General features: G+C 37.6%; 15 protein-coding genes. 1 reads left to right on the top strand and 14 read right to left on the bottom strand.

Annotation, left to right across the window (positions count from 1 at the left end):
• Nucleotides 1–12: 12 nt before the first annotated feature.
• From DI076_RS14280 to DI076_RS14265, 4 genes are all read right to left on the bottom strand, one after another.
• A complete protein-coding gene (locus DI076_RS14280; protein WP_108960445.1) occupies nucleotides 13–1,776 on the bottom strand; it encodes a beta-helix domain-containing protein in 1,764 nt (587 codons plus the stop codon).
• Nucleotides 1,777–1,938: 162 nt separating this feature from the next.
• Nucleotides 1,939–2,196, bottom strand: coding sequence for a hypothetical protein (locus DI076_RS14275; RefSeq protein WP_108960444.1), 258 nt, complete (start codon nucleotides 2,194–2,196; stop codon nucleotides 1,939–1,941).
• 41 nt (nucleotides 2,197–2,237) lie between these two features.
• Nucleotides 2,238–3,260: an endolytic transglycosylase MltG gene (gene mltG, locus DI076_RS14270; protein WP_108960443.1), complete on the bottom strand. Its 1,023-nt coding sequence runs from the start codon at nucleotides 3,258–3,260 to the stop codon at nucleotides 2,238–2,240.
• Nucleotides 3,261–3,305: 45 nt separating this feature from the next.
• Nucleotides 3,306–4,388, bottom strand: a complete 1,083-nt coding sequence (locus DI076_RS14265) for a UDP-N-acetylmuramate dehydrogenase (protein WP_108960442.1) — start codon at nucleotides 4,386–4,388, stop codon at nucleotides 3,306–3,308.
• 50 nt (nucleotides 4,389–4,438) lie between these two features.
• Here DI076_RS14265 and DI076_RS14260 point away from each other — a divergent pair, with 50 nt between their 5' ends.
• Nucleotides 4,439–4,798 carry a Spx/MgsR family RNA polymerase-binding regulatory protein gene (locus tag DI076_RS14260; protein ID WP_108960441.1) on the top strand — a complete coding sequence of 120 codons (360 nt, stop codon included), beginning with the start codon at nucleotides 4,439–4,441 and terminating at the stop codon, nucleotides 4,796–4,798.
• Nucleotides 4,799–4,935: 137 nt separating this feature from the next.
• Here DI076_RS14260 and DI076_RS14255 read toward each other — a convergent pair whose 3' ends face one another.
• The 10 genes from DI076_RS14255 to dnaK all read right to left on the bottom strand — a co-directional run bounded on the left by DI076_RS14255 (nucleotide 4,936) and on the right by dnaK (nucleotide 19,588).
• Nucleotides 4,936–5,817: a transglutaminase family protein gene (locus DI076_RS14255; protein WP_108960440.1), complete on the bottom strand. Its 882-nt coding sequence runs from the start codon at nucleotides 5,815–5,817 to the stop codon at nucleotides 4,936–4,938.
• On the bottom strand, nucleotides 5,810–8,344 hold the full coding sequence (locus tag DI076_RS14250; RefSeq protein ID WP_108960439.1) for a circularly permuted type 2 ATP-grasp protein: 2,535 nt from the start codon (nucleotides 8,342–8,344) through the stop codon (nucleotides 5,810–5,812). The genes DI076_RS14255 and DI076_RS14250 overlap by 8 nt, the downstream gene beginning before the upstream one ends.
• Complete coding sequence (locus tag DI076_RS14245) at nucleotides 8,344–11,601, bottom strand: transglutaminase family protein (RefSeq protein WP_108960438.1); 3,258 nt, start codon at nucleotides 11,599–11,601, stop codon at nucleotides 8,344–8,346. Before DI076_RS14245 ends, DI076_RS14250 begins: the two co-directional genes overlap by 1 nt.
• A gap of 2 nt (nucleotides 11,602–11,603) precedes the next feature.
• Entirely contained in the window at nucleotides 11,604–12,572 is a 969-nt protein-coding gene (locus tag DI076_RS14240) for an alpha-E domain-containing protein (RefSeq protein ID WP_108960437.1), read from the bottom strand.
• Nucleotides 12,573–12,581: 9 nt separating this feature from the next.
• The gene (locus tag DI076_RS14235; RefSeq protein WP_108960436.1) at nucleotides 12,582–14,006 is read right to left on the bottom strand and encodes a circularly permuted type 2 ATP-grasp protein; all 1,425 of its coding nucleotides are present in this window, start codon (nucleotides 14,004–14,006) and stop codon (nucleotides 12,582–12,584) included.
• A gap of 177 nt (nucleotides 14,007–14,183) precedes the next feature.
• Nucleotides 14,184–14,933, bottom strand: coding sequence for an SDR family NAD(P)-dependent oxidoreductase (locus tag DI076_RS14230; RefSeq protein WP_108960435.1), 750 nt, complete (start codon nucleotides 14,931–14,933; stop codon nucleotides 14,184–14,186).
• A gap of 20 nt (nucleotides 14,934–14,953) precedes the next feature.
• Nucleotides 14,954–15,520 carry a YqgE/AlgH family protein gene (locus DI076_RS14225; RefSeq protein WP_108960434.1) on the bottom strand — a complete coding sequence of 189 codons (567 nt, stop codon included), beginning with the start codon at nucleotides 15,518–15,520 and terminating at the stop codon, nucleotides 14,954–14,956.
• Complete coding sequence (locus DI076_RS14220) at nucleotides 15,520–16,482, bottom strand: Gfo/Idh/MocA family protein (RefSeq protein WP_108960433.1); 963 nt, start codon at nucleotides 16,480–16,482, stop codon at nucleotides 15,520–15,522. The genes DI076_RS14225 and DI076_RS14220 overlap by 1 nt, the downstream gene beginning before the upstream one ends.
• Nucleotides 16,483–16,506: 24 nt before the next feature.
• Nucleotides 16,507–17,631, bottom strand: coding sequence for a molecular chaperone DnaJ (gene dnaJ, locus DI076_RS14215; RefSeq protein ID WP_108960432.1), 1,125 nt, complete (start codon nucleotides 17,629–17,631; stop codon nucleotides 16,507–16,509).
• 22 nt (nucleotides 17,632–17,653) lie between these two features.
• Nucleotides 17,654–19,588, bottom strand: coding sequence for a molecular chaperone DnaK (dnaK, locus tag DI076_RS14210; RefSeq protein ID WP_108960431.1), 1,935 nt, complete (start codon nucleotides 19,586–19,588; stop codon nucleotides 17,654–17,656).
• Between the last annotated feature and the right edge of the window lie 22 nt (nucleotides 19,589–19,610).

Here is a 19,610-nt window from a genome sequence, read left to right as displayed (position 1 = left end):
GTTTTAAATTAATTATCGAGCTCTAAAAACTGCCCAATCTCTGTACCATTCCGTAGAAGCACCACCCACATACGTTCCTGATAATGAACTAATTGTTCTATAGTCAGGTTTAGAATCTCCAAATCCGCAATTAGATGTTGATCCATCTGAAGTAATCGGAGTAACAGTTATCGTAGTTGAGCCTGTTGGAGTAATGGCTGTTGTTTTTCCATTTTCGTATGCAAGATTTGAAATCGTTCCACTCACAGCAGGATAAGTTCCAGAAGTTGTTGTGCTCACTGCCGCAGCATCAGCAAACCCAAAAACAATCGCTCTATTGATTGTTCCTGCAAACCCTTCTCTCAATCTCATACCTTGTCCTCCAGCAATACCTGCGCCTAATAAAGTCACATTTGTAATTGTTGGATTTGTGCATCGATTGAGTGAACCAGAGGAACATGAAGAGCCAGAACCACTAGTTGCATCAGTTCCATCCATCTCAAATCCATGTGGATCGGTTGAGAAGGAACCACCACAAGATGATGGGTATTTATGGCCAATCAAGTTTGTCATTGTTCCAGTGAAAGCTTCATCTAAGTCGTAGTCGTCATCCAAACCACCAGTTGCTAAGAGATTTGACCATGTTCCAGATCCACCCCAAGCCTCAACCCCGTCATCCAAACCTCTATGAACTTGAACGTGACTTAGTACTGATTTAGAAGCATAAATCGATAAGTTGTTTAACTCATCACCAGGAGCTACCTCGTTCCCTGCAAATTCTACAATGTTATATGACATATTCAAATTTTCAACATCAGACCCAATTGCTCCACCGTATCCTTGTGGTGTGGTTCCTTCCGTGTTCGATGCTCTAGAAGCACCACTTGTTCCGATAACAACAATTCCACCCCAATCTCCTGGGAAACGAGATCCAAGTGAAGCAGCGGAAGACCAACAAATCGGGTCGGCAGCAGTTCCATTCGAAACTAATTTTGAACCTTGTTTGAAGAACAGAGAAGATCCTCTTTGACCAAAAATCGCTGTTCCAGGAGTTACAGTGATAGTTGCTCCAGATTCTACGAATACAGTTCCTTGGAGAAGGATTCCACCAGACCACGTCTCGGATCCAGAAATGGATCCAGTTTTGATCGCAGGACCACCAAGTAATCTGCGACCATCACATACGTTCTCACCTACTGTTGGGCTAACAATTGGATATTCGCCTTTTACGAATACATTCACTGATTTAAGAGTTATAGAATATCCTGCTGCCGTAATGGGAAATGCGTTAACGTTGGTTCGGTTACTTAAGTCTATGTTCACACCTAAAGTTCCGTCACCTAAGGAATTGGTAAAAGCTGTTGAAGCTAAGTTTGTTACTGTACTGCAAGCTGTCGTATTATCTGCTCCAACTGCTTCTACAGCTGACATAGTTAGATTACCCGTTAAAGAGGTTAGTCTAAAGCTAATTACAAATTCTCCATCAAGAGCACCTGCTCCTGCCGCAGCTACATATGAGTTTGTTTGACAAGTTGTGAAGTCAGATAATGCAGATTGGCCACTAGATAAAATACCACTGGAATCTGCAATTGTCACCTTACCATCTTTGATCGGAAGACCACCAGATGTTTTTAAAGTACCAGTCATGACTACAGTGTATTCTGGCTGGTTTAACAAAGCTGCTAAACCAAGAAACAATGCAGTATCATCTTTTTTCTTTCCTGGGCAATTGATCATCGTGAATCCCATCATCGCGATGAAAAGAAGCACCAGGCCTTTTTTGAATGAATTTTTCATTTTGTTCCTCTTTCGAAAAAATTCGAATTTGTTTCGCTAGCGGGTCTTCCCGGAAAGGGATTCGCAAAAATTCTCCCTCTAGCAATAGAAACTATGTTCTTTATTTGTTACAGAGGGATGACAAGCTGGTGAAGGTTTCGTAAACGTTTCATGAAAGAATGATTAAGTTTGGAGGCGGTTTAGAATTTTAACGAGATTACTTTTAATCCTACGAATTTGGTCAGGAGTTAACTGTAGTTCGCCAGATTCTGCTTTTTCGATCACACGTTCGGCTTTGGTGACAAAAACAATTGCTTCTTCATCGATGGCTTCTTTTCGCAATTGTTTTTCACGGTAAGCATCCAAAGCCTTTTGTACATCCAAAAGTTCTTTGGAAATTCCTCCGATTGCGATATTCAATTCGACGATGTTTTCATCCATATTGAATCTAATGAATTACCATTTTATTATACTTTTTGAATCTATTGATACAAAACATCGATGAATTTTTTCTTAGCTTCCAAATGTTCCTTGAAGGTCGAAGAAAAATAATGGGATCCATCTGGTTTCAAAAGAAAAAACAATTTATCAGATTTCATTGGTCGAAAGGATGCTTCGAGTGCTGGTAAACCTGGGTTCGAAATTGGACCTGGAGGCCAACCACCATTCATATATGTATTGTATGGTGATACTATTTTCAAATCAGACTCAAATAGTCTTTTTTTCGGCTTATCGAATAAATACTGTATGGTGGCACATGATTCTAAATTGATATTTTTTTCAATTCGGGTGAGAAATACACCAGCCATCATAGGTCTTTCTTCTTTTCTCACTGCTTCTCTTTCCACAATCGAAGCAAGTACAACTCTAAAATGTAGATCAGCGGGTTTTATTCCTTTTGCTTCAGGAATGCTCTCCAATTTTTTATAAAAACGTTTGATCATCATTTCAGTGATACGTTCTAGAGGGTAATTTAACGGAACTGAATATGTTTCAGGAAATAAATAACCTTCTAAAGTATTCGCAGGAATATTGTATTTCGTAAGTAATGCTTGGCTTTGAGTAACTTTTAAAAATTCTTCTCTTGATGGAGAAAGTTTTTTTGTGACTAAGAGATCACCTATCTGACGATTGTTATAACCTTCAGGTACAGTGAATGTGATGAGTTTGACTTTTCCTGAAATAATGACATCTAAAATCTTACGAGAGCTCATTCCATCATTGATGTCATAAACACCTTGTTTGATTTTGTTTCCAGCTCTTGTAAATTTGATGAGATAATTAAAGTATACGCTAGATTTAATCATTCCAGCACTCGCTAATTCTCTTACAACACTGGAAGAAGGTTCACCGGAATCAATGATGAGTTCGTATTTGTTTTGACCGTCTCCAACAGCTCCGCCCTTTATTTCATCCACGACGAAAAAACTGATGAGTGCCAAAACTAAGAGTAAAGCAGCACCTAATCCTGAAAGTATCAGGTATTTTTTAACTTTTGAGTTCATTCCTTCCCCATCCTTCTGCAACTATCGACAATTACCAAATCTTTTTTAGGGTCTTACGACTGGTTCCCTCTCCAAATGGATGGAAAAAGTTTCAAGCACTCGATTTTGGATCGATTCCGCCATGGCCAATAATGCATTTGTGGTTCCATTGATATTAATTAGACCCAAACAGTGGTTCGTGGAGATACCCACTCCACCTGGAAAAATATCACCTTTTTTGATTCCAGAATGTTCAATGAGCCATGCTGCTGAAAGTTTTTTAGTTCCATTTGATTCATTAAAAATTGGCGGATCAATGAATCCTAATTTGTTAGTTTGGATTAAAAATTTCTGAATCTCTGAATCTGCTAAGATTGGGTTAGTGAAAAAAGAACCAGCAGAACGAGTGTTAGGATCATTTTCATCTAGTACCATGGATTTTTTCTTTCTCAATCCTATAATCAAATTTCTGAGAGATTCTAATTGCAAAATACGCAAATTTTCATTTGTATTGAATTCTTTACTTTCTGAGATTAAAACATCCCATTGTTTTTTGACTTCTGGATAAAGTAGACAAGGTTCTTTTTGTTTTGAAAGTTGAAACGTAACAGAACATACAATCCAATTTCGAAACTTTCCAGATTTGAATTCGCTATTACGATAGATAAAATTACAGTCTTCATTAGAAATTGTTATTTCATTTCCAACTTCATCTAAACATTGAATCGAAATGATTGTATCTTTTACTTCTTGGCCGTATGCGCCAATATTTTGAATGGGTGAAGCTCCAACAGATCCCGGGATTCCCGATAGGCATTCAATTCCAGTTAATCCTTGTTTTACGACAAATTCAACAAATTGGTCCCAAATGACCCCAGCACCTACTTTATAAATGACAGATGATTCATTTGCATCTAAACATCTAATTCCCGGAATTTGTATATGTAAGACAACTCCATCAAATCCAGAATCTCGAATGATTGTATTTGATCCACCGCCTAGTATCATATAAGGGAGTTTTTGATTTTGGCAATAGACTAAGGCATTTTTAATATCTTCTATTGTTTTAATCGATATAAAATACTTTGCTTCGCCACCTAATCGAAATGTTGTATAGGGAGCGAGAGGGATATTATTTTGGACCAACATAGTTCCAATAAAAAGTTTCCTCAAAAATAGTAAGTAAGAAAATCGGTTCTATGGGTCGATCCAAACTGAAAGTTTACGAATATTCTGGCTGTAGTACGTGCAGAAATGCACTCAAATATTTAAATTCCAAAAAAATCGAATTTGAACAAATTCCCATTCGCGAAACTCCACCCTCAGTTACTGAATTAAAGAAAGCAAAACAATACTTAGGTGATATTAAAAAACTTTTTAATACCTCTGGCAAAGATTACCGCGATGGAAATTGGAAAGAAAAATTGGGAAAACTTAACGAAGACCAAATTTATAAAGAACTATCCTCAAATGGAAATTTAGTGAAAAGGCCGTTTGTCGTTGGAGACGGATGGTATTTGGTAGGCTTTAAGGAAGGGGAATGGGGGGAACAGTTTTAGGTGAGTTGCGTGAAATTGGTATCCCCGCCCTGATTAGGGTGGGGAACTAGACCCGCCACCCAATACGTCCTCTCTATCACATACCATCGATTCAAACAAACTGATTCTCTAACTTACAAATTATTCTTTTAAAAAGTTCATATTTGCTCGCGGATCACATCAACTTCAACTTTCAATTTGTGTTTACCACCGCCAAACAAAATCCCTTTTAGAGGGGAAACGTCTGAATAATCTCGACCTATTGCTGTAATGATGTATTCTTCCGTAATCAATTTTCCATTCGTAGGATCAAAATCCAACCAACCGAGTGTTGGGCAATACACGGATACCCAAGCATGCGTTGCATCACTACCCTGTAATTTTTGAGTTCCAGGAGGAGGAAACGTTTCTAAATACCCGCTTACATAACGACATGGAATTTTTAATGAACGTAAAGTGGCAATCATCAGGTGAGAAAAGTCCTGACAAACACCTTTTTTCTCCATTAACACTTGTTCTAGTGGAGTATTAATATTAGTTGCCTTTGGATCATATTTAAAATTTTCAAAAATATATCTCGTTAGTTCAAGAGCCGCGACATACACTGGTTTGTATTCACTAAATAGAAATTTAGCAAAATCCGCATAAGTTGATTTCGAAGAAATATATGGAGAAGGTTGAAGAAACTCAATTGCTTGTAGATCGGCATCAAGTGTTGACTCATGGATGATTTCATAAATACTCTCCCAAGGAGTAGATTTTGATAAATCAAAATCAAAACTTTGATGTGTTCTTACAGTTGACTCAACTACTACTTCTAAAAAGCGATGTGGGTCCTCAACCGAAAATAAAAACACTTGGTTTCCAAAATAATCCCTTCGAAAGGAAGACACAACCGGTTTAGGATTTACTGTTACATGAGTTCTGTAACAATCCTGATGGTTTGTTGTCAAAGGATACATATGTGCCATGTTATGACAATAAGCGACTAAATCATCATAACTGTATTTTGTTTTATGTATCACTCTAAAATCAGCCATTGGTATCACCAATTCTAGTTTGTTCTTCTGTGTAATTGAAGTACCGTGAAGAAAGTGCATCTGATAAAAGTCTTAAATACCCGTGTAACTCTTCTAACCATACTGAAACTGCCGTTAATGGAGTTTCTGATTCGAAGAATATGGCTATATCCTTCATTTTAAAATGGGTATACAATTGCAACGCAGCTCTATCTTCTGAATAAACAATTTTTTTATCTTTACCTGGTAAAAATTGTAAATCACTATTGATCTGTTCCAATTGATAAGCCAATGATCTTGGATTGGTTGTATCAAACAGTAGTATGTCTAAGACAGATTCTTGGTCAATTTTTCCAGAATACCTTCGATTGTATGTGAGGCGTATGTCACTGATTCTTAAGAATGTCTCAAAGGAAGATTTGTCTTCAAAACTTTTCCATTGGATCATACCTTGCAACATCAAAATCATGTTAATTGATCGTTCAATTCTTCTTCCTAAGTTTAAGAAGTACCAACCTGCTTCACGACTCATATTTTCAAATGATAAACCTGTAAGAGAAGATAAGTTAACAATAATTTTTTGGAGGAAATCAATGATTTGGTCATATGATTCAATATTATGTGAAGATTGATCTTCCAAATGAAGAAGGATTTTTTTCATATCATCTGACAAACGATCTCTTACTGATTTTGAAGCAATCACCAAACTCCTTAAGTGAAAACCCAAACTTCCAACAATATTTTTATCAACTGTCAAACGTTGTAACTCTGGGAATGGATTTGCAAAAAGTTCTCCAGAATCGTCACCTAAAAAGCCTGGATAACTATTTGTAACATGTGTTACCAATTTCAAAATATTTTCTAAAGATTCTTTTTCATATCCATCTTCAACCTGAAGGATTTTGAAAACTGCCTCTCGTATCACTCTTGTTTGATTTTCTGATCTTTCTAGATAACGTGCTAACCAAAACAAATTGTCTGCAACTCTACTTGGAACACCCGAACTTTTTCGAGAGATCAAGATTTGGTCCGATTTAGGTACAAGTAATGATTCTTCTTTCTGAGTTTCAGTGGACAGTACCCACAAGTCTTTACTCCAAGCACCACGTTGGCTTGTAATAAAAAATTCATCAAGGGAAGGAGAAACTCGAACAAGACCTCCAGCCATAGTTTGGTAACCAGATCCAGAAGAAGATACAAAAGTTCTCATAATGGCACGGCCAGGACGAAACCCACTATCACCTAACACTGGAACAGTGGCAGATTCAATCATTTCTTGAGCGATGAATCTTTTTGGAGCATGATTTAATTTTTCTAAAAAACTATCTTTTCTTTCTCCACTGAGTTCAACAAAGGTAACTGGAGTTTCTTCATCAGTTCTTGATACTGTTTTAAAAACATATTTCTCTGGGTTTTGTAAAACCAAATGAAATTGTTCTTTATTACCCAACCAATATGTAGGTGCCATAGGCAGTAATAAATCCTCACCTAAGTAAAATCTACACAACTCAGAATAAAAAGGTAATAGCGCACGATTTTCTAAAAATCCAGTTCCGATTGGATTTGCAATTTTTACATTTCCGGAACGTACCGATTCTAATAAACCAGGTACTCCTAATAAAGAATCCCCCTTAAGTTCTAGAGGGTCCATAAAATCATCATCTACTCTGCGTAAAATCAAATCTACTTGTTGTAACCCTTCAACGGTTTTCATATACACTTTATTCTTTCGAACCGTTAAATCTTCACCTTGTACAAGAGTGTAACCCAAATATCCTGCGAGATATGCATGTTCAAAATAAGTTTCATTGGATGGACCAGGAGTTAACAAAACAATAACTGGTTCTTTTCCACTAACACCGGATAACTGCGTTAAGGATTTTCGAAGGGATCGAAAATAAACTGCAACACGATGAACCATCGCATCTCGATACATACTTGGAAAAATTCGAGACAGAACAATTCTATTTTCTAATGAATACCCTGAACCAGATGGAGCTTGCACTCTGTCATTTAATACGTAAAAATTTCCGTCAGCTGCTCGGATCAAATCACAAACAAAGAATAATAATGCTGGATTTTTTGCTAAAAAATGATTTGAATCATACATCCCATCACAAGCACGCAAAAAAGATGATTCATTGAACAAAATTTCTGCCGGAATTTTCTTCTCATATAACAACCTTCTTTTCGAATATACATCACGGACAAGGGCATCTAATAAATCTGCTCTTTGGTTTAATCCCCTTTCTAAAATTCTCCACTCTTCACTTTCCATCACCAAAGGAAATAAATCGAGTTCCCAAGGTCTTTCTTTAGCTTCAATTTGTTCTGACTGATAGAGATTATAAGTAACTCCATTTTCTCTTAAGATTCGATCAGTATCGCGTCTACGATTGATTAATTCAGCAGGTCCTAACTCTTGGAAAGATTTGACTAAGAATTTATATTTGTTTCGAATTTGACCATCAGCGTCATACAACTCATCATACACACCAGGAATGGTTTTATAATTATCAATTAGATGATATGGATCTTTAGTCATCATTACTTAGAAGTAACCATACGTAAATCTAAGGTACATGGAAAGGCTTTATTTTCCAAACGAACAGGTGGCAAACTTTTTCCTATTTTATGACCGTGAGTCCAAAATCGAGAAATCCTTCTGGATTCCGCTTCATAAGCATTAATTGGAATTGTTTGGTAAGATAAACCCCCAGGGTGTGAAACATGGTAAGTACAACCTCCGAGCGAGCGATGATTCCAAGTATCGTAAACATCGAATACCAATGATTGTTGGGATGGCAATTGTGGATGTAAAGTAAAAACAGGATTCCAAGCTTTAAAACGAACACCTGCAACAAACTCATTCTGTACAGAAGTTGCCTGTAATGGAACTTCATAACCATTACAGCTGAGTTTGTAACGTTCAGGATGAAATCCTTTTATTTTCACTTGTACTCTTTCAGTGGCTGAATCAACACCTCGAGATGTTCCTTGAGAAGTATTCTCCTCACCTAACACATTCCAGGGTTCAAGAGCCATTCTCAATTCAATTTCCATTCCATCTAAGTAACAAACTCCATATTGAGGAAATCGAAACTCAAAAAAAGGATCAAAATCTTTTGATAAAAATGAAAAACCTTGGTTTTGTAAATCGAAGATAACTTCTTTAAAATCCCTATAGACGAAATAAGGTAACATATATCGATCATGCAGTTCTGTGTTCCAATTGATCGTATTTCCATAGTATGGTTCTTCCCAAAACTTACAAATGATCGCCATCATAAAAGCTTGTTGGACTACACTCATTTGAAAATGAGGTGGCATTTCAAATGCTCTCATTTCAATTAACCCAAGACGGCCGGTTGGAGATCCTGGATCGAATAATTTATCTATCGATATTTCTGTTCTATGTGTATTTCCTGTTACATCGATCAATATATTCCTTAATAATCGATCCAATAACCAAGGCGGAGTTGTTTTACTAGAATCAATTTGTTGAAAGGCAATTTTTAATTCATGTAATGAATCATTCCTTGCTTCATCAACTCTCGGTGATTGTGAGGTTGGTCCAATGAATAAACCAGAGAATAAGTAGGAAAGCCCTGGATGATTTTGCCAATAAGATACAACACTTCTAAGCAAGGATGGTTTTCTTAAAAATGGACTGTCACTCGCAGTCTCACCACCTAACGTGATATGATTTCCACCACCTGTCCCAGAATGCCTACCATCAATTAAAAATTTTTCAGCAGTCAGTCTTAACTGATATGCTTCTTCATATAGAATTTTTGTTTTTTCTACAATTTCTTCAAACTGACTCGAAGGATGAAAATTAACTTCAATCACACCTGGATCGGGTGTGATCTTAAATCGATTTAACCTTGGATCTTTAGGAGCTTCGTATCCTTCAATTACAATTGGTAAATCTGTCTCTAAAGCTGTTTGTTCAATGGCATAAATCAAATGTAACCAACCTTCTAAGGATTGGATTGGAGGCAAAAATACTCTTAAATTCCCATTCCTAGGTTCTACACAAAGTGCTGTGCGAGTGTGAACTCCACCCCATGGATAACTTACGTTTGTCATAGTTAATGGGTATTGGCTTAATTCTTTTACCTTTGGAAGGGGTGATTTAGGCGAAAATGGATCCTCAGGATTTGTATAATACGATTTTCCACCTAATGATTGTAATGGTAATCGCAATCCAATTGGTGAATCACCAGGAATTAAGAACATTTTTTTTCTGCGAAATTTCCATTCATCCGATACCCAAACCTTTTGAAATGCATCATAATCCAAAGGTAAAACATATCCGACTTCTTTATGAAGGCCTTGGTCTAAAACTCTTATAATCCGTTCTCTTTCCAAAACATCATATGAATTTAGATTATCCAATAAAGTTTCGGTCTCTTCTGGTAAGTTAGATTCTTGCCATAAATAATATAAATTATCTTCATAAGCAGGTAAAACAGAACTAGAAGATACATTTAGATATTTGACTAAACTCGAAACAAATTTTCTCGCATCATCGGTGTTTGCCGATCCTGTATAACGATCATCAGCAAGTAAATGAGGGTTTGTCCATAATGGTTCCTTATCTTTGCGCCAATAAGAAATCATTGCCCACCTTGGAATTGGTTCTCCTGGATACCATTTCCCTTGTCCATATTGCAGTAATCCTCCTTCTGCAAAATGTTTTCCCAATCGTTTGATGAGTTGTTCCGATTTGGAATACTTTTCAAACCCAAGAGCATCAAAATTCCACTCCGGGGCTTCTCTATTTTCCGTAGAAACAAAAGTAGGTTCGCCACCAATTGTTAATCGAATATCATTCTTTTTGATTCGTTTGTTAATTGAATCACCTAACTTTAGAATACGATTCCAATCTTCTTCCAAATAAGGTAATGTGACTCTAGGAGTTTCCAATACTCGTTCCACGTGCATAGAGAATGAAAATTCCATTTTTGCTTTTTCAGCAAATCCATAGATGGGACCAGCTGATTCAGGTTCTGGAGTGGCTGCTAGAGGGATATGGCCTTCTCCTGTGAATAACCCTGATGTGGGATCAAGTCCTACCCAACCTGCTCCTGGTAAGTATACTTCTGCCCACGCATGAAGGTCTGTAAAATCTACCTCTGTACCTGATGGACCATCTAATGATTTTACATCTGCCTTTAATTGGATGAGATAACCAGAAACAAAACGAGCAGCAAGTCCAAGATGCCTTAATATCTGTACGAGTAAATATGCGGAGTCACGACAAGAACCCATTCGTTTGGAAAGAGTAACTTCAGTGGATTGAACTCCAGGTTCCATCCGTATCACATAACCGATGTCATTGTATACTTTTGCATTCAGTGCCACAAGAAATTCAACGACCCTTTTTTTCTCTATTTTGATCGACTTGAGGTAAGCTGATAGAAATTTTCCTGGTTTTTTAGGTTTGAGATATGGAGTGAGTTCTTTTTTTAATATTTTGTCATATGAAAATGGATAATTTTCTGCATACTCTTCGACAAAAAAATCAAATGGATTGATAACCTTCAAATCGGTTACCAAATCAACTGCCACTTGCAAAATATTGGTTTTTTCTGGAAACACCAAACGGGCCAGGTAGTTGCCAAATGGATCTTGTTGCCAGTTCAAAAATTTTTGTTCAGGCAAAATATTTAAAGAATAGGAAACAATATGATTCTTTGTATGCGGTGCAGGTCGTAATCGAATTACATGTGGAGATAGTGATATCGATTTATCATACTGGTATGTTGTGATGTGGGTTAAGGCAACTCGTATACTCATAATTAGTTGGTAAAAAATCGTTCTACAATCTTCGATCCGATTTGATTGAGTTCAATTTGAATATCATCCAGATATTCGTGTAATCCTTTATCAAAAATGGATTTGATATTTTCAGATCGTAATCTATTTAAATAAACTGTTGTTGCATCTTGAGCAGAATTTCGAGGTAACCCTTCCTTTAATCCCGAAATTTTTTCCAAGGCTTCTTGCATCTCTTGGATACAAAAGATAATTGATCTTGGGAAAGTATCATTTAAGATTAAAAACTCTGCAATATCAGTAGGATCGATTTTTTTATACCTACGATTGTACATTTCATGTGCGCTTGCAGATTTTAGTAACGATAACCACTGTAGTAAATCCAATGTAGATCCTACATCATGCACTGATGGAAGAAGGATAAAATACTTCATATCTAAGATACGAGTGGTTTTATCAGCGCGTTCTAAAAATCTTCCTAATAAAGCAAAATTCCAAACTTCATCGTGAGAGATCGTAGCATCAGAACATCCATAAAAACTTTGGCAACTTTTGCGAACTGTACTTAAAAAATCCGAAAGTCCCATGGACAAAGTATCTCCATGATCTCCATTCGTTTCCAAATAGAGTTTACGATAGTCTTTTACATAAAGGTAAAATTCATTTAATACTTCCCACATTGATGTGGAAATGTTTTCACGAATTGTGCGGGCATTTTCACGTGCTTTCGATAAACATTGAAAAATAGAATTTGGATTCTCTTCTTCAAAGGTCATAAATCGAATCACATTTACGGGAGAAGGTTCTGCATATTTTTTGGCAAATAATTCATAATCCCCAGTCGTATGCACAAGTGGTAACCACTGGTTTGGAACTTCTTCATTTAAATCCAAAGACAATTGATGATTGACATCGATAAAGCGGGAATAGTTCTCCGCTCTTTCAATATAACGATTCATCCAAAAAACAGATTCAGCAACTCGGCTTAACATAAAAACACCTTATCCTAAAACCCAGGTGTCTTTTGAACCGCCTCCCTGGGATGAATTCACAACTAAAGAACCTTTACGTAATGCCACGCGTGTCAATCCACCAGGCATTACATAGATATCTTTACCGTACAAAATGAACGGTCTTAAATCCACATGTCTCGATTCAATTTTATCTGAAATTAATGTGGGAACTGTTGAAAGATTTAAAACTGGTTGAGCGATATAGTTTCTTGGATCCGCTTTAATTAATTCCTTAAAATCTTCCTGTTCTTGTTTAGAAGATTTTGGACCAATGATCATACCATAGCCACCAGCACCATTTGCCGCTTTGACAACTAAGTTATGAATATTATCCAATACATATTTTAGATCAGAATCTTCTGAACATAAATACGTTGGAACATTTGGAATGATAGAGTCTTCACCTAAGTAATATTTGATGATCTTTGGCACATAAGAATAAATTACCTTATCATCTGCTACACCAGTTCCTGGTGCATTGGCAAGGGCAACATTTCCTCGTTTATATGCTTCGAAAATACCTTTAACTCCAAGTAAAGAATCCTCACGAAAACTTGATGGATCCATAAACGTATCATCGATTCTTCGATACACGACATCTACTTTACGGAGACCTTTTGTAGTTTTCATGTATACCTTATGGTTTTCCACAACAAGATCTGATCCTTCCACCAAATATACACCCATCTTTTGAGCCAAAAAACTATGTTCATAATATGCTGAGTTATATACACCCGGTGTCCAGACTGCAATTACCGGATCACTAACATCCGTTAGATTTTCTAACATAGAACGTAAGTGGTAAGGATAATCGTAAACTTGTCGAATGGTTAATTTTTCAAAAAGTTCTGGAAAGGTTCGTTTCATCACTTCACGATTTTCCAATACATAAGAAACACCAGAAGGGCAACGTAGGTTATCTTCTAATACATGAAATTTACCGGCTCCATCACGAACTAGGTCAGTTCCTGTAATATGAATCCAAATGTCTTTTGGTGGTTTTAAACCTATACATTGTTTGAGAAAACCTGTACTTGACTCAATGATGTCCCGAGGAATGATTTTATCCTTAAGGATCTTTTGTTCGCCATAAATATCATTTAAAAATAAATTCAGAGCAAGGATTCTTTGTTTTAATCCTTTTTCAATACTAATCCATTCCTCACTTGGAACAATACGAGGAATCACATCAAAGGGCATAATTCGTTCTTGTTCGCCACCATCACCATACAACGTAAAGGTGATCCCTAATGACATTAATGCACGTTCGGCGGAACTACTACGTTTGAGTAATTCAATCCCACCTAAACTTTCCATTTTTGTTTTCACAAAATCATAACTTTTACGTGGAAATCCTTCATTGGAAAACATCTCATCATAGATATTTTTTGCGCTATAGTCTGCGATAAACATGGTTTGGCCTCTGCTAACTTAAGTAGCAATATTTGTACCAAATGGAAAAAATGTCGGGAAACCAGGAGTATCTGGTCTATCCGACATAAGAAATATAAAACCGGCTGGATTTACGCTTAATAAATAAGCAACGAGGAAGGAAGGAAGAAAGGAGTGTGTAGAATCTCTACAGAATGATTAAACTTCTGTTGGAAAGGTAGAGTGAGAAGGTGAATTTTTCTTTTTTTTCTCTTCTTTTAAGCGAAATCTATAATAGAAACTGCGAAAAAAATGTGAAAAAGGTAAAATTCGAAGAAAAAGAACCTGAATCCAAAGTTTCCAAGATTCATACCGAGATCGTTTTGGTTTCAAAATTGACTGAACTACCTTTTTTGCCAGTTGGTTGGGTCTTGAGTTGGATGGCACATCAGCCAACACACGTGAGAATTGGAATGATTTGCCAATTTGTTTGCGGTAAGAATCCCAAAAATAATCAAAAGCGAGTTTGGAAGATCCGTACAATCCATAACCAGGAGTGGGATAAATGGAAATATTAGAACTAACAGAAATTATATGGAGTCCAACAGAGATAAGGTTTGTCAACTTTTGAATCGCAAAAATGGGACCGAGAGAATTTGTTTGGAATAAATGTTTTAGTTGGTTCCAATTTTCCTTATCATCTTCGGCAAATGTTAATTCTTCTGAATTGATGATAAACACATCTATTTTATCTAATGTTTCGATTGCAGATTCAATTAATCTCTCAATCTGATCAGGTTTTGATGGATCTATTTTGTATTTTTGTAAATTTGCATGACTTGGAATTTCTTCAGGAGTAACATCCCCAACAACTACCAAGGCACCTTGGGAAAGTAAAATTGATAAAAGTTCTTTTCCTAAATCAGATGATCCATTGGTTAATACAATTTTTTTAGAAGAAAGTTTCATGATGATTGAGTGATGATACTTTAATTAAGGGAAGGATCTTTGGTATGGTCTACAAAGTATTTGTAAATTCCACCTTTATTTCGAAGAGCTTCTCGCCAAATCGATTCTGAATCATCTTCTTTAAATACGATAGAATCATCTACCAAATCAGAAACAACCCAAGACAATCTGTCAAATTCACTTTCTAATTGTCCAGAAGACCAACCAGCATAGCCTTGTAAGACACGAAATTGGATTTGGTCAGAAGATAAAACTTCTAACATTGTATCAAAACTTCGTGCCATATAAATCCCTGGAACCACTTCTACACCTGGATCCGATGTTTGTTTTCCATTATGCAAAATTGATACAAACAAATTGTCTACAGGTCCACCAGCATACACCGGTTTGTTGGAATGAACTGTATCTGGTAGGTTTTTGATGAGCGATTCCATGGTTTGATCAGTAGGTTTGTTTAAAACCAGACCAAAGGCCCCGTCGTCATCATGGTCTACCATCAGGACAACGGATTTATGAAAAAAATCCTGAATCACACTAGAATTGGAAATGAGTAACTTTCCTCGCGTTGAATCAGGATGATCTGTCATTATTTTTTGCCGTGAATTTCTTCTAAGATACGATATGCCACTTCTAATGTTTTAATATCGGAATCACCTTTCACCATCGGTTCGGATTCTCCTTTGATACATTTTACAAAGTGTTCGTGTTCTTGTTTAAGAGGGTTATCTTTGTGAACAAAGATTTTTTCCACAATGGATTCTTGTCTGTATTTGATTTCTCCACTTCCCAGTTGTGTGGTTGAACTTGCTTGTCTGTGCAGTTCAATTTCTTGGTTTGTAAAATCTAAAAATACATACGAATCTTTTTGAGAAATGTTAAGAGTTCTAATTTTTGCCTGAGAAGAGCGAGAAGCATTGAGCGAGGCAACACAACCATTTGCAAATTTTAAAACCACACTTGCAATATCCTCATGATTCGAAACAACAGAAGATCCAACAGCTTTCACTTCTGTTACATCTGATTTTACTAAGTTAAGAACAATGTCGATATCGTGGATCATCATATCGAGAACCACACCGACATCAGTAATCCGACTATTGTAGGGAGCGATCCGTCTCGATTCAATGAGGATTGGGTGTTCTGCAATTTTGCCTAACTCCAATACCGCACCATTAAATCGTTCTACGTGACCTACTTGCAAAATCAAATTGTTTTGTTTTGATAAAGTTACGAGTTCTTTCGCTTCTTCCACTGTCTGGGAAATGGGTTTTTCTACCAAAACATGCTTCTTTTCAGTAAGCGCCTGTTTTGCGATTTTGTGATGTAAGAAAGTGGGTGCTGCAATGATGATTGCATCGGTAACTTTCAGTAATTCTTCAATCGTTCCAAATGCTTTTGTTTTGTGTTTTTCAGCAATTTGTGTGGCACGTTCCGCATTGGCATCAAAAATCCCGATGAGTTCTGCATCGGTTAATTGTTTGGCAACGTTTACGTGGTACTGACCCATATGGCCTGTACCAATGACTCCGAGTCGGACTTTTTTATCCATAGATGCTCTCAATATTTTAAAGGTTTAGCGGAAAAACAACTTCGATTTTCCCCCGCTACCAACCTTTTCGCCGGACTCACGGGCAAATTCTTCCATTAGTTCTCTCTGTTTTTTAGAAAGTTTCTTAGGAATTTCGACTTTGATGATGACATGTTGGTCTCCCTTGCCATAAGAACCTAGGTATGGGATTCCATGGCCTTTAAGGCGGAAAATTTGACCACTTTCCGTCCCTTCAGGGATTTTTAATTGGATGGTTTTTCCGTCAATCGAAGGCACTTCGATTTCGCCACCGAGGCAAGCCATGGATAAAGAAATGGATTTTTGGACAATGAGGTCATTTCCTTGGCGTTCAAACGTTGGGTGTTTTTTGATATGTGTTACCACATACAAATCACCACTTGGGCCACCGTTTGGACCGGATTCCCCTTCACCAGAAACTTTGAGTCGGCTTCCCGATTCTACACCAGCAGGGATTTTAATATGTATGGTTCGTCTTTTCTCTGTTAGACCCTCGCCCTTACATGTTTTACAAGGATTGGAAATGACTTTTCCTTTTCCCTTACAACGTGGGCAAGTTGTTGTGACACTAAAAAATCCTTGGGTTCGTCTCACTTGGCCTGTGCCTGAACAATCAGGGCAAACGGTTGGAGAAGATCCTTTGGATGCTCCGGAACCCGAACAATCAACACAGGTTTCGAGTCTTGGAATTTCAATTTTGTACTCTTTTCCAAGAGCCGCATCTTCTAAACTAACTTCTAAATTATAACGGAGATCTGATCCCCTTTGAGGACCAGACCTTCTACCACCACCGCGGCTACCACCACCTCCGCCTCCGAAAAATTCACTGAAGATATCACCGAAGTCTCCAAAGATATCAGAGAAGTCGGTATAAGCTCCCGCTCCATACCCTCCTCCTGCACCTGCATTCACACCAGCTTTTCCAAATTGGTCATAAGCTTGGCGTTTTTGCGGATCGCGTAACACTTCGTAGGCTTCAGTAGCCTCTTTGAATTTTTCTTCCGCTTCTTTATCACCCTTATTTTTATCAGGGTGATATTTGATGGCTAACTTACGATAGGCGCTCTTGATCTCATCATCAGAGGCACCTTTCGAAACGCCTAATACTTCGTAGTAACCACGGTCGCTCATAGTTTTACTTCTTTATCTCTATTTATTTTTTGTCTTCATCCACGACAGTGTAATCCGCATCGACTACCTTCTCGCCACTTGCATTGGAATCGCTTGCGCCTTGGTTTGCACCTGCACCAGCTTCTGCTCCAGGAGCTCCTTGTTCAGGACCTGCTTGGCTATAGATTTTTTGTCCAATTTGCATCGCAACTTGTTGGATGGAATCTCTCGATGCTTTCATACGTTCGAGGTCACCAGATTCCATTGCTTCACGGCCGCGTTTGATTTCGTCTTGAGCTCTTTGTTTTTCTGATTCATCGAGTTTGTCAGCGGATTCACCGATGGTTTTTTCCAATTGGTAAACAATGGCTTCCAATTCGTTTTTAGTGTCAGCAGCCTCGCGAAGTTTTTTATCTTCTTCTGCGTGAGCTTCTGCATCTTTTACCATCTTTTTGATTTCTTCTTCAGAGAGTCCAGAAGATGATTCAATACGAATCTTTTGTTCTTTGCCAGTTCCCAAATCTTTTGCAGACACGTGAACGATACCGTTCGCATCAATATCAAATGTCACTTCGATTTGAGGAACACCTCTTGGTGCTGACGGAATTCCCACTAAGTCAAAACGACCGAGGGTTCTGTTCGCACTTGCCATTTCTCGTTCCCCTTGTAAGACGTGAACAGAAACAGTTGTTTGGTTGTCTGCCGCAGTGGAGAATACTTGTGACTTTCTTGTAGGAATGGTTGTGTTTCTTTCGATGAGTTTTGTCATCACACCACCTAAAGTTTCAATACCAAGAGAAAGTGGAGTGACATCAAGTAACAATACATCTGTTACATCACCTGCAAGAACACCACCTTGGATCGCAGCACCAATTGCGACTACTTCATCCGGGTTTACTGATTTGTTTGGTTCTTTTGCAAAAATCTCTTTTACAAGAGCTTGTACTGCTGGGATACGAGTAGATCCACCCACAAGGATGACTTCATCGATTTCACTTGCAGACAAACCTGCATCTTTTAATGCATTGATACATGGAATACGAGTTCTTTCGACAAGAGATCTTGTGATTTCATCAAACTTTGCTTTGGTGAGTGTCATGTCCAAGTGTTTTGGACCAGACGCATCAGCCGTGATGAATGGAAGATTGATTTGAGTGGAAGATGTTCCAGACAATTCGATTTTAGCTTTTTCAGCAGCTTCTTTCAATCGTTGTACTGTGTTTTTATCTCCAGAAATATCAATTCCAGTTTGTTTTTTGAATTCATCAATCATCCACTGCATGACCACGTTATCAAAGTCGTCACCACCAAGGTGAGTATCACCGTTAGTTGATTTTACTTCAAATACACCGTCACCAAGTTCCAGGATAGAAACGTCAAATGTTCCACCACCTAAGTCGTATACAGCGATCTTTGCATTGGTTTTTTTCTTATCAAAACCATAAGCAAGAGCCGCAGCAGTTGGTTCGTTGATGATCCGTTCTACTTCAAGTCCAGCAATACGACCAGCGTCTTTTGTTGCTTGTCTTTGTTCGTCATTGAAGTAAGCAGGAACTGTTACGACTGCTTTTTTTACTTCATGGCCAAGAAAGTCTTCCGCTGTTTTTTTCATTTTTTGAAGGACACGAGCTGCAATTTCTTGTGGAGTGAATTCACCAGATACGGTTTCAAATTTAACACCATCATTTCCAGCACGGATCACTTTGTATGATACCATTTTTGCTTCATCCCCAGCTTCGTTAAAACGACGGCCGATAAAACGTTTCGCAGAACGAATCGTATTTACCGCGTTTGTGATCGCTTGGTTCTTTGCAAACTGTCCAACAATGGTTTCACCCTTTGCTGTAAAAGCAACGATCGAAGGAGTGGTTCTTGCCCCTTCAGAGTTTTGAATGACAACGGGATCTCCACCTTCCATAACCGCCACACATGAGTTAGTGGTTCCTAAATCGATACCTATGATTTTTTCCTTAGACATAGTCTTTCTCCTTCTTACTTAT

It is taken from the genome of Leptospira ellinghausenii, assembly GCF_003114815.1.
In the GTDB taxonomy this organism is placed as follows: domain Bacteria; phylum Spirochaetota; class Leptospiria; order Leptospirales; family Leptospiraceae; genus Leptospira_A; species Leptospira_A ellinghausenii.
Note: the sequence above shows the minus strand (reverse complement) of the source record. Positions and strands in the feature narration are given on the sequence as shown.

Excerpts from the sequence above, each read along its gene's own strand:
- DI076_RS14245 (WP_108960438.1), bottom strand. The coding sequence starts at position 11,601 with ATGAGTATACGAGTTGCCTTAACCCACATCACAACATACCAGTATGAT.
- DI076_RS14235 (WP_108960436.1), bottom strand. The coding sequence starts at position 14,006 with ATGTTTATCGCAGACTATAGCGCAAAAAATATCTATGATGAGATGTTT.
- DI076_RS14240 (WP_108960437.1), bottom strand. The coding sequence starts at position 12,572 with ATGTTAAGCCGAGTTGCTGAATCTGTTTTTTGGATGAATCGTTATATT.
- DI076_RS14280 (WP_108960445.1), bottom strand. The coding sequence starts at position 1,776 with ATGAAAAATTCATTCAAAAAAGGCCTGGTGCTTCTTTTCATCGCGATG.
- DI076_RS14255 (WP_108960440.1), bottom strand. The coding sequence starts at position 5,817 with ATGGCTGATTTTAGAGTGATACATAAAACAAAATACAGTTATGATGAT.
- DI076_RS14250 (WP_108960439.1), bottom strand. The coding sequence starts at position 8,344 with ATGATGACTAAAGATCCATATCATCTAATTGATAATTATAAAACCATT.
- dnaK (WP_108960431.1), bottom strand. The coding sequence starts at position 19,588 with ATGTCTAAGGAAAAAATCATAGGTATCGATTTAGGAACCACTAACTCA.
- DI076_RS14220 (WP_108960433.1), bottom strand. The coding sequence starts at position 16,482 with ATGGATAAAAAAGTCCGACTCGGAGTCATTGGTACAGGCCATATGGGT.
- dnaJ (WP_108960432.1), bottom strand. The coding sequence starts at position 17,631 with ATGAGCGACCGTGGTTACTACGAAGTATTAGGCGTTTCGAAAGGTGCC.
- DI076_RS14275 (WP_108960444.1), bottom strand. The coding sequence starts at position 2,196 with ATGGATGAAAACATCGTCGAATTGAATATCGCAATCGGAGGAATTTCC.
- DI076_RS14265 (WP_108960442.1), bottom strand. The coding sequence starts at position 4,388 with ATGTTGGTCCAAAATAATATCCCTCTCGCTCCCTATACAACATTTCGA.
- DI076_RS14225 (WP_108960434.1), bottom strand. The coding sequence starts at position 15,520 with ATGACAGATCATCCTGATTCAACGCGAGGAAAGTTACTCATTTCCAAT.
- mltG (WP_108960443.1), bottom strand. The coding sequence starts at position 3,260 with ATGAACTCAAAAGTTAAAAAATACCTGATACTTTCAGGATTAGGTGCT.
- DI076_RS14230 (WP_108960435.1), bottom strand. The coding sequence starts at position 14,933 with ATGAAACTTTCTTCTAAAAAAATTGTATTAACCAATGGATCATCTGAT.
- DI076_RS14260 (WP_108960441.1), top strand. The coding sequence starts at position 4,439 with ATGGGTCGATCCAAACTGAAAGTTTACGAATATTCTGGCTGTAGTACG.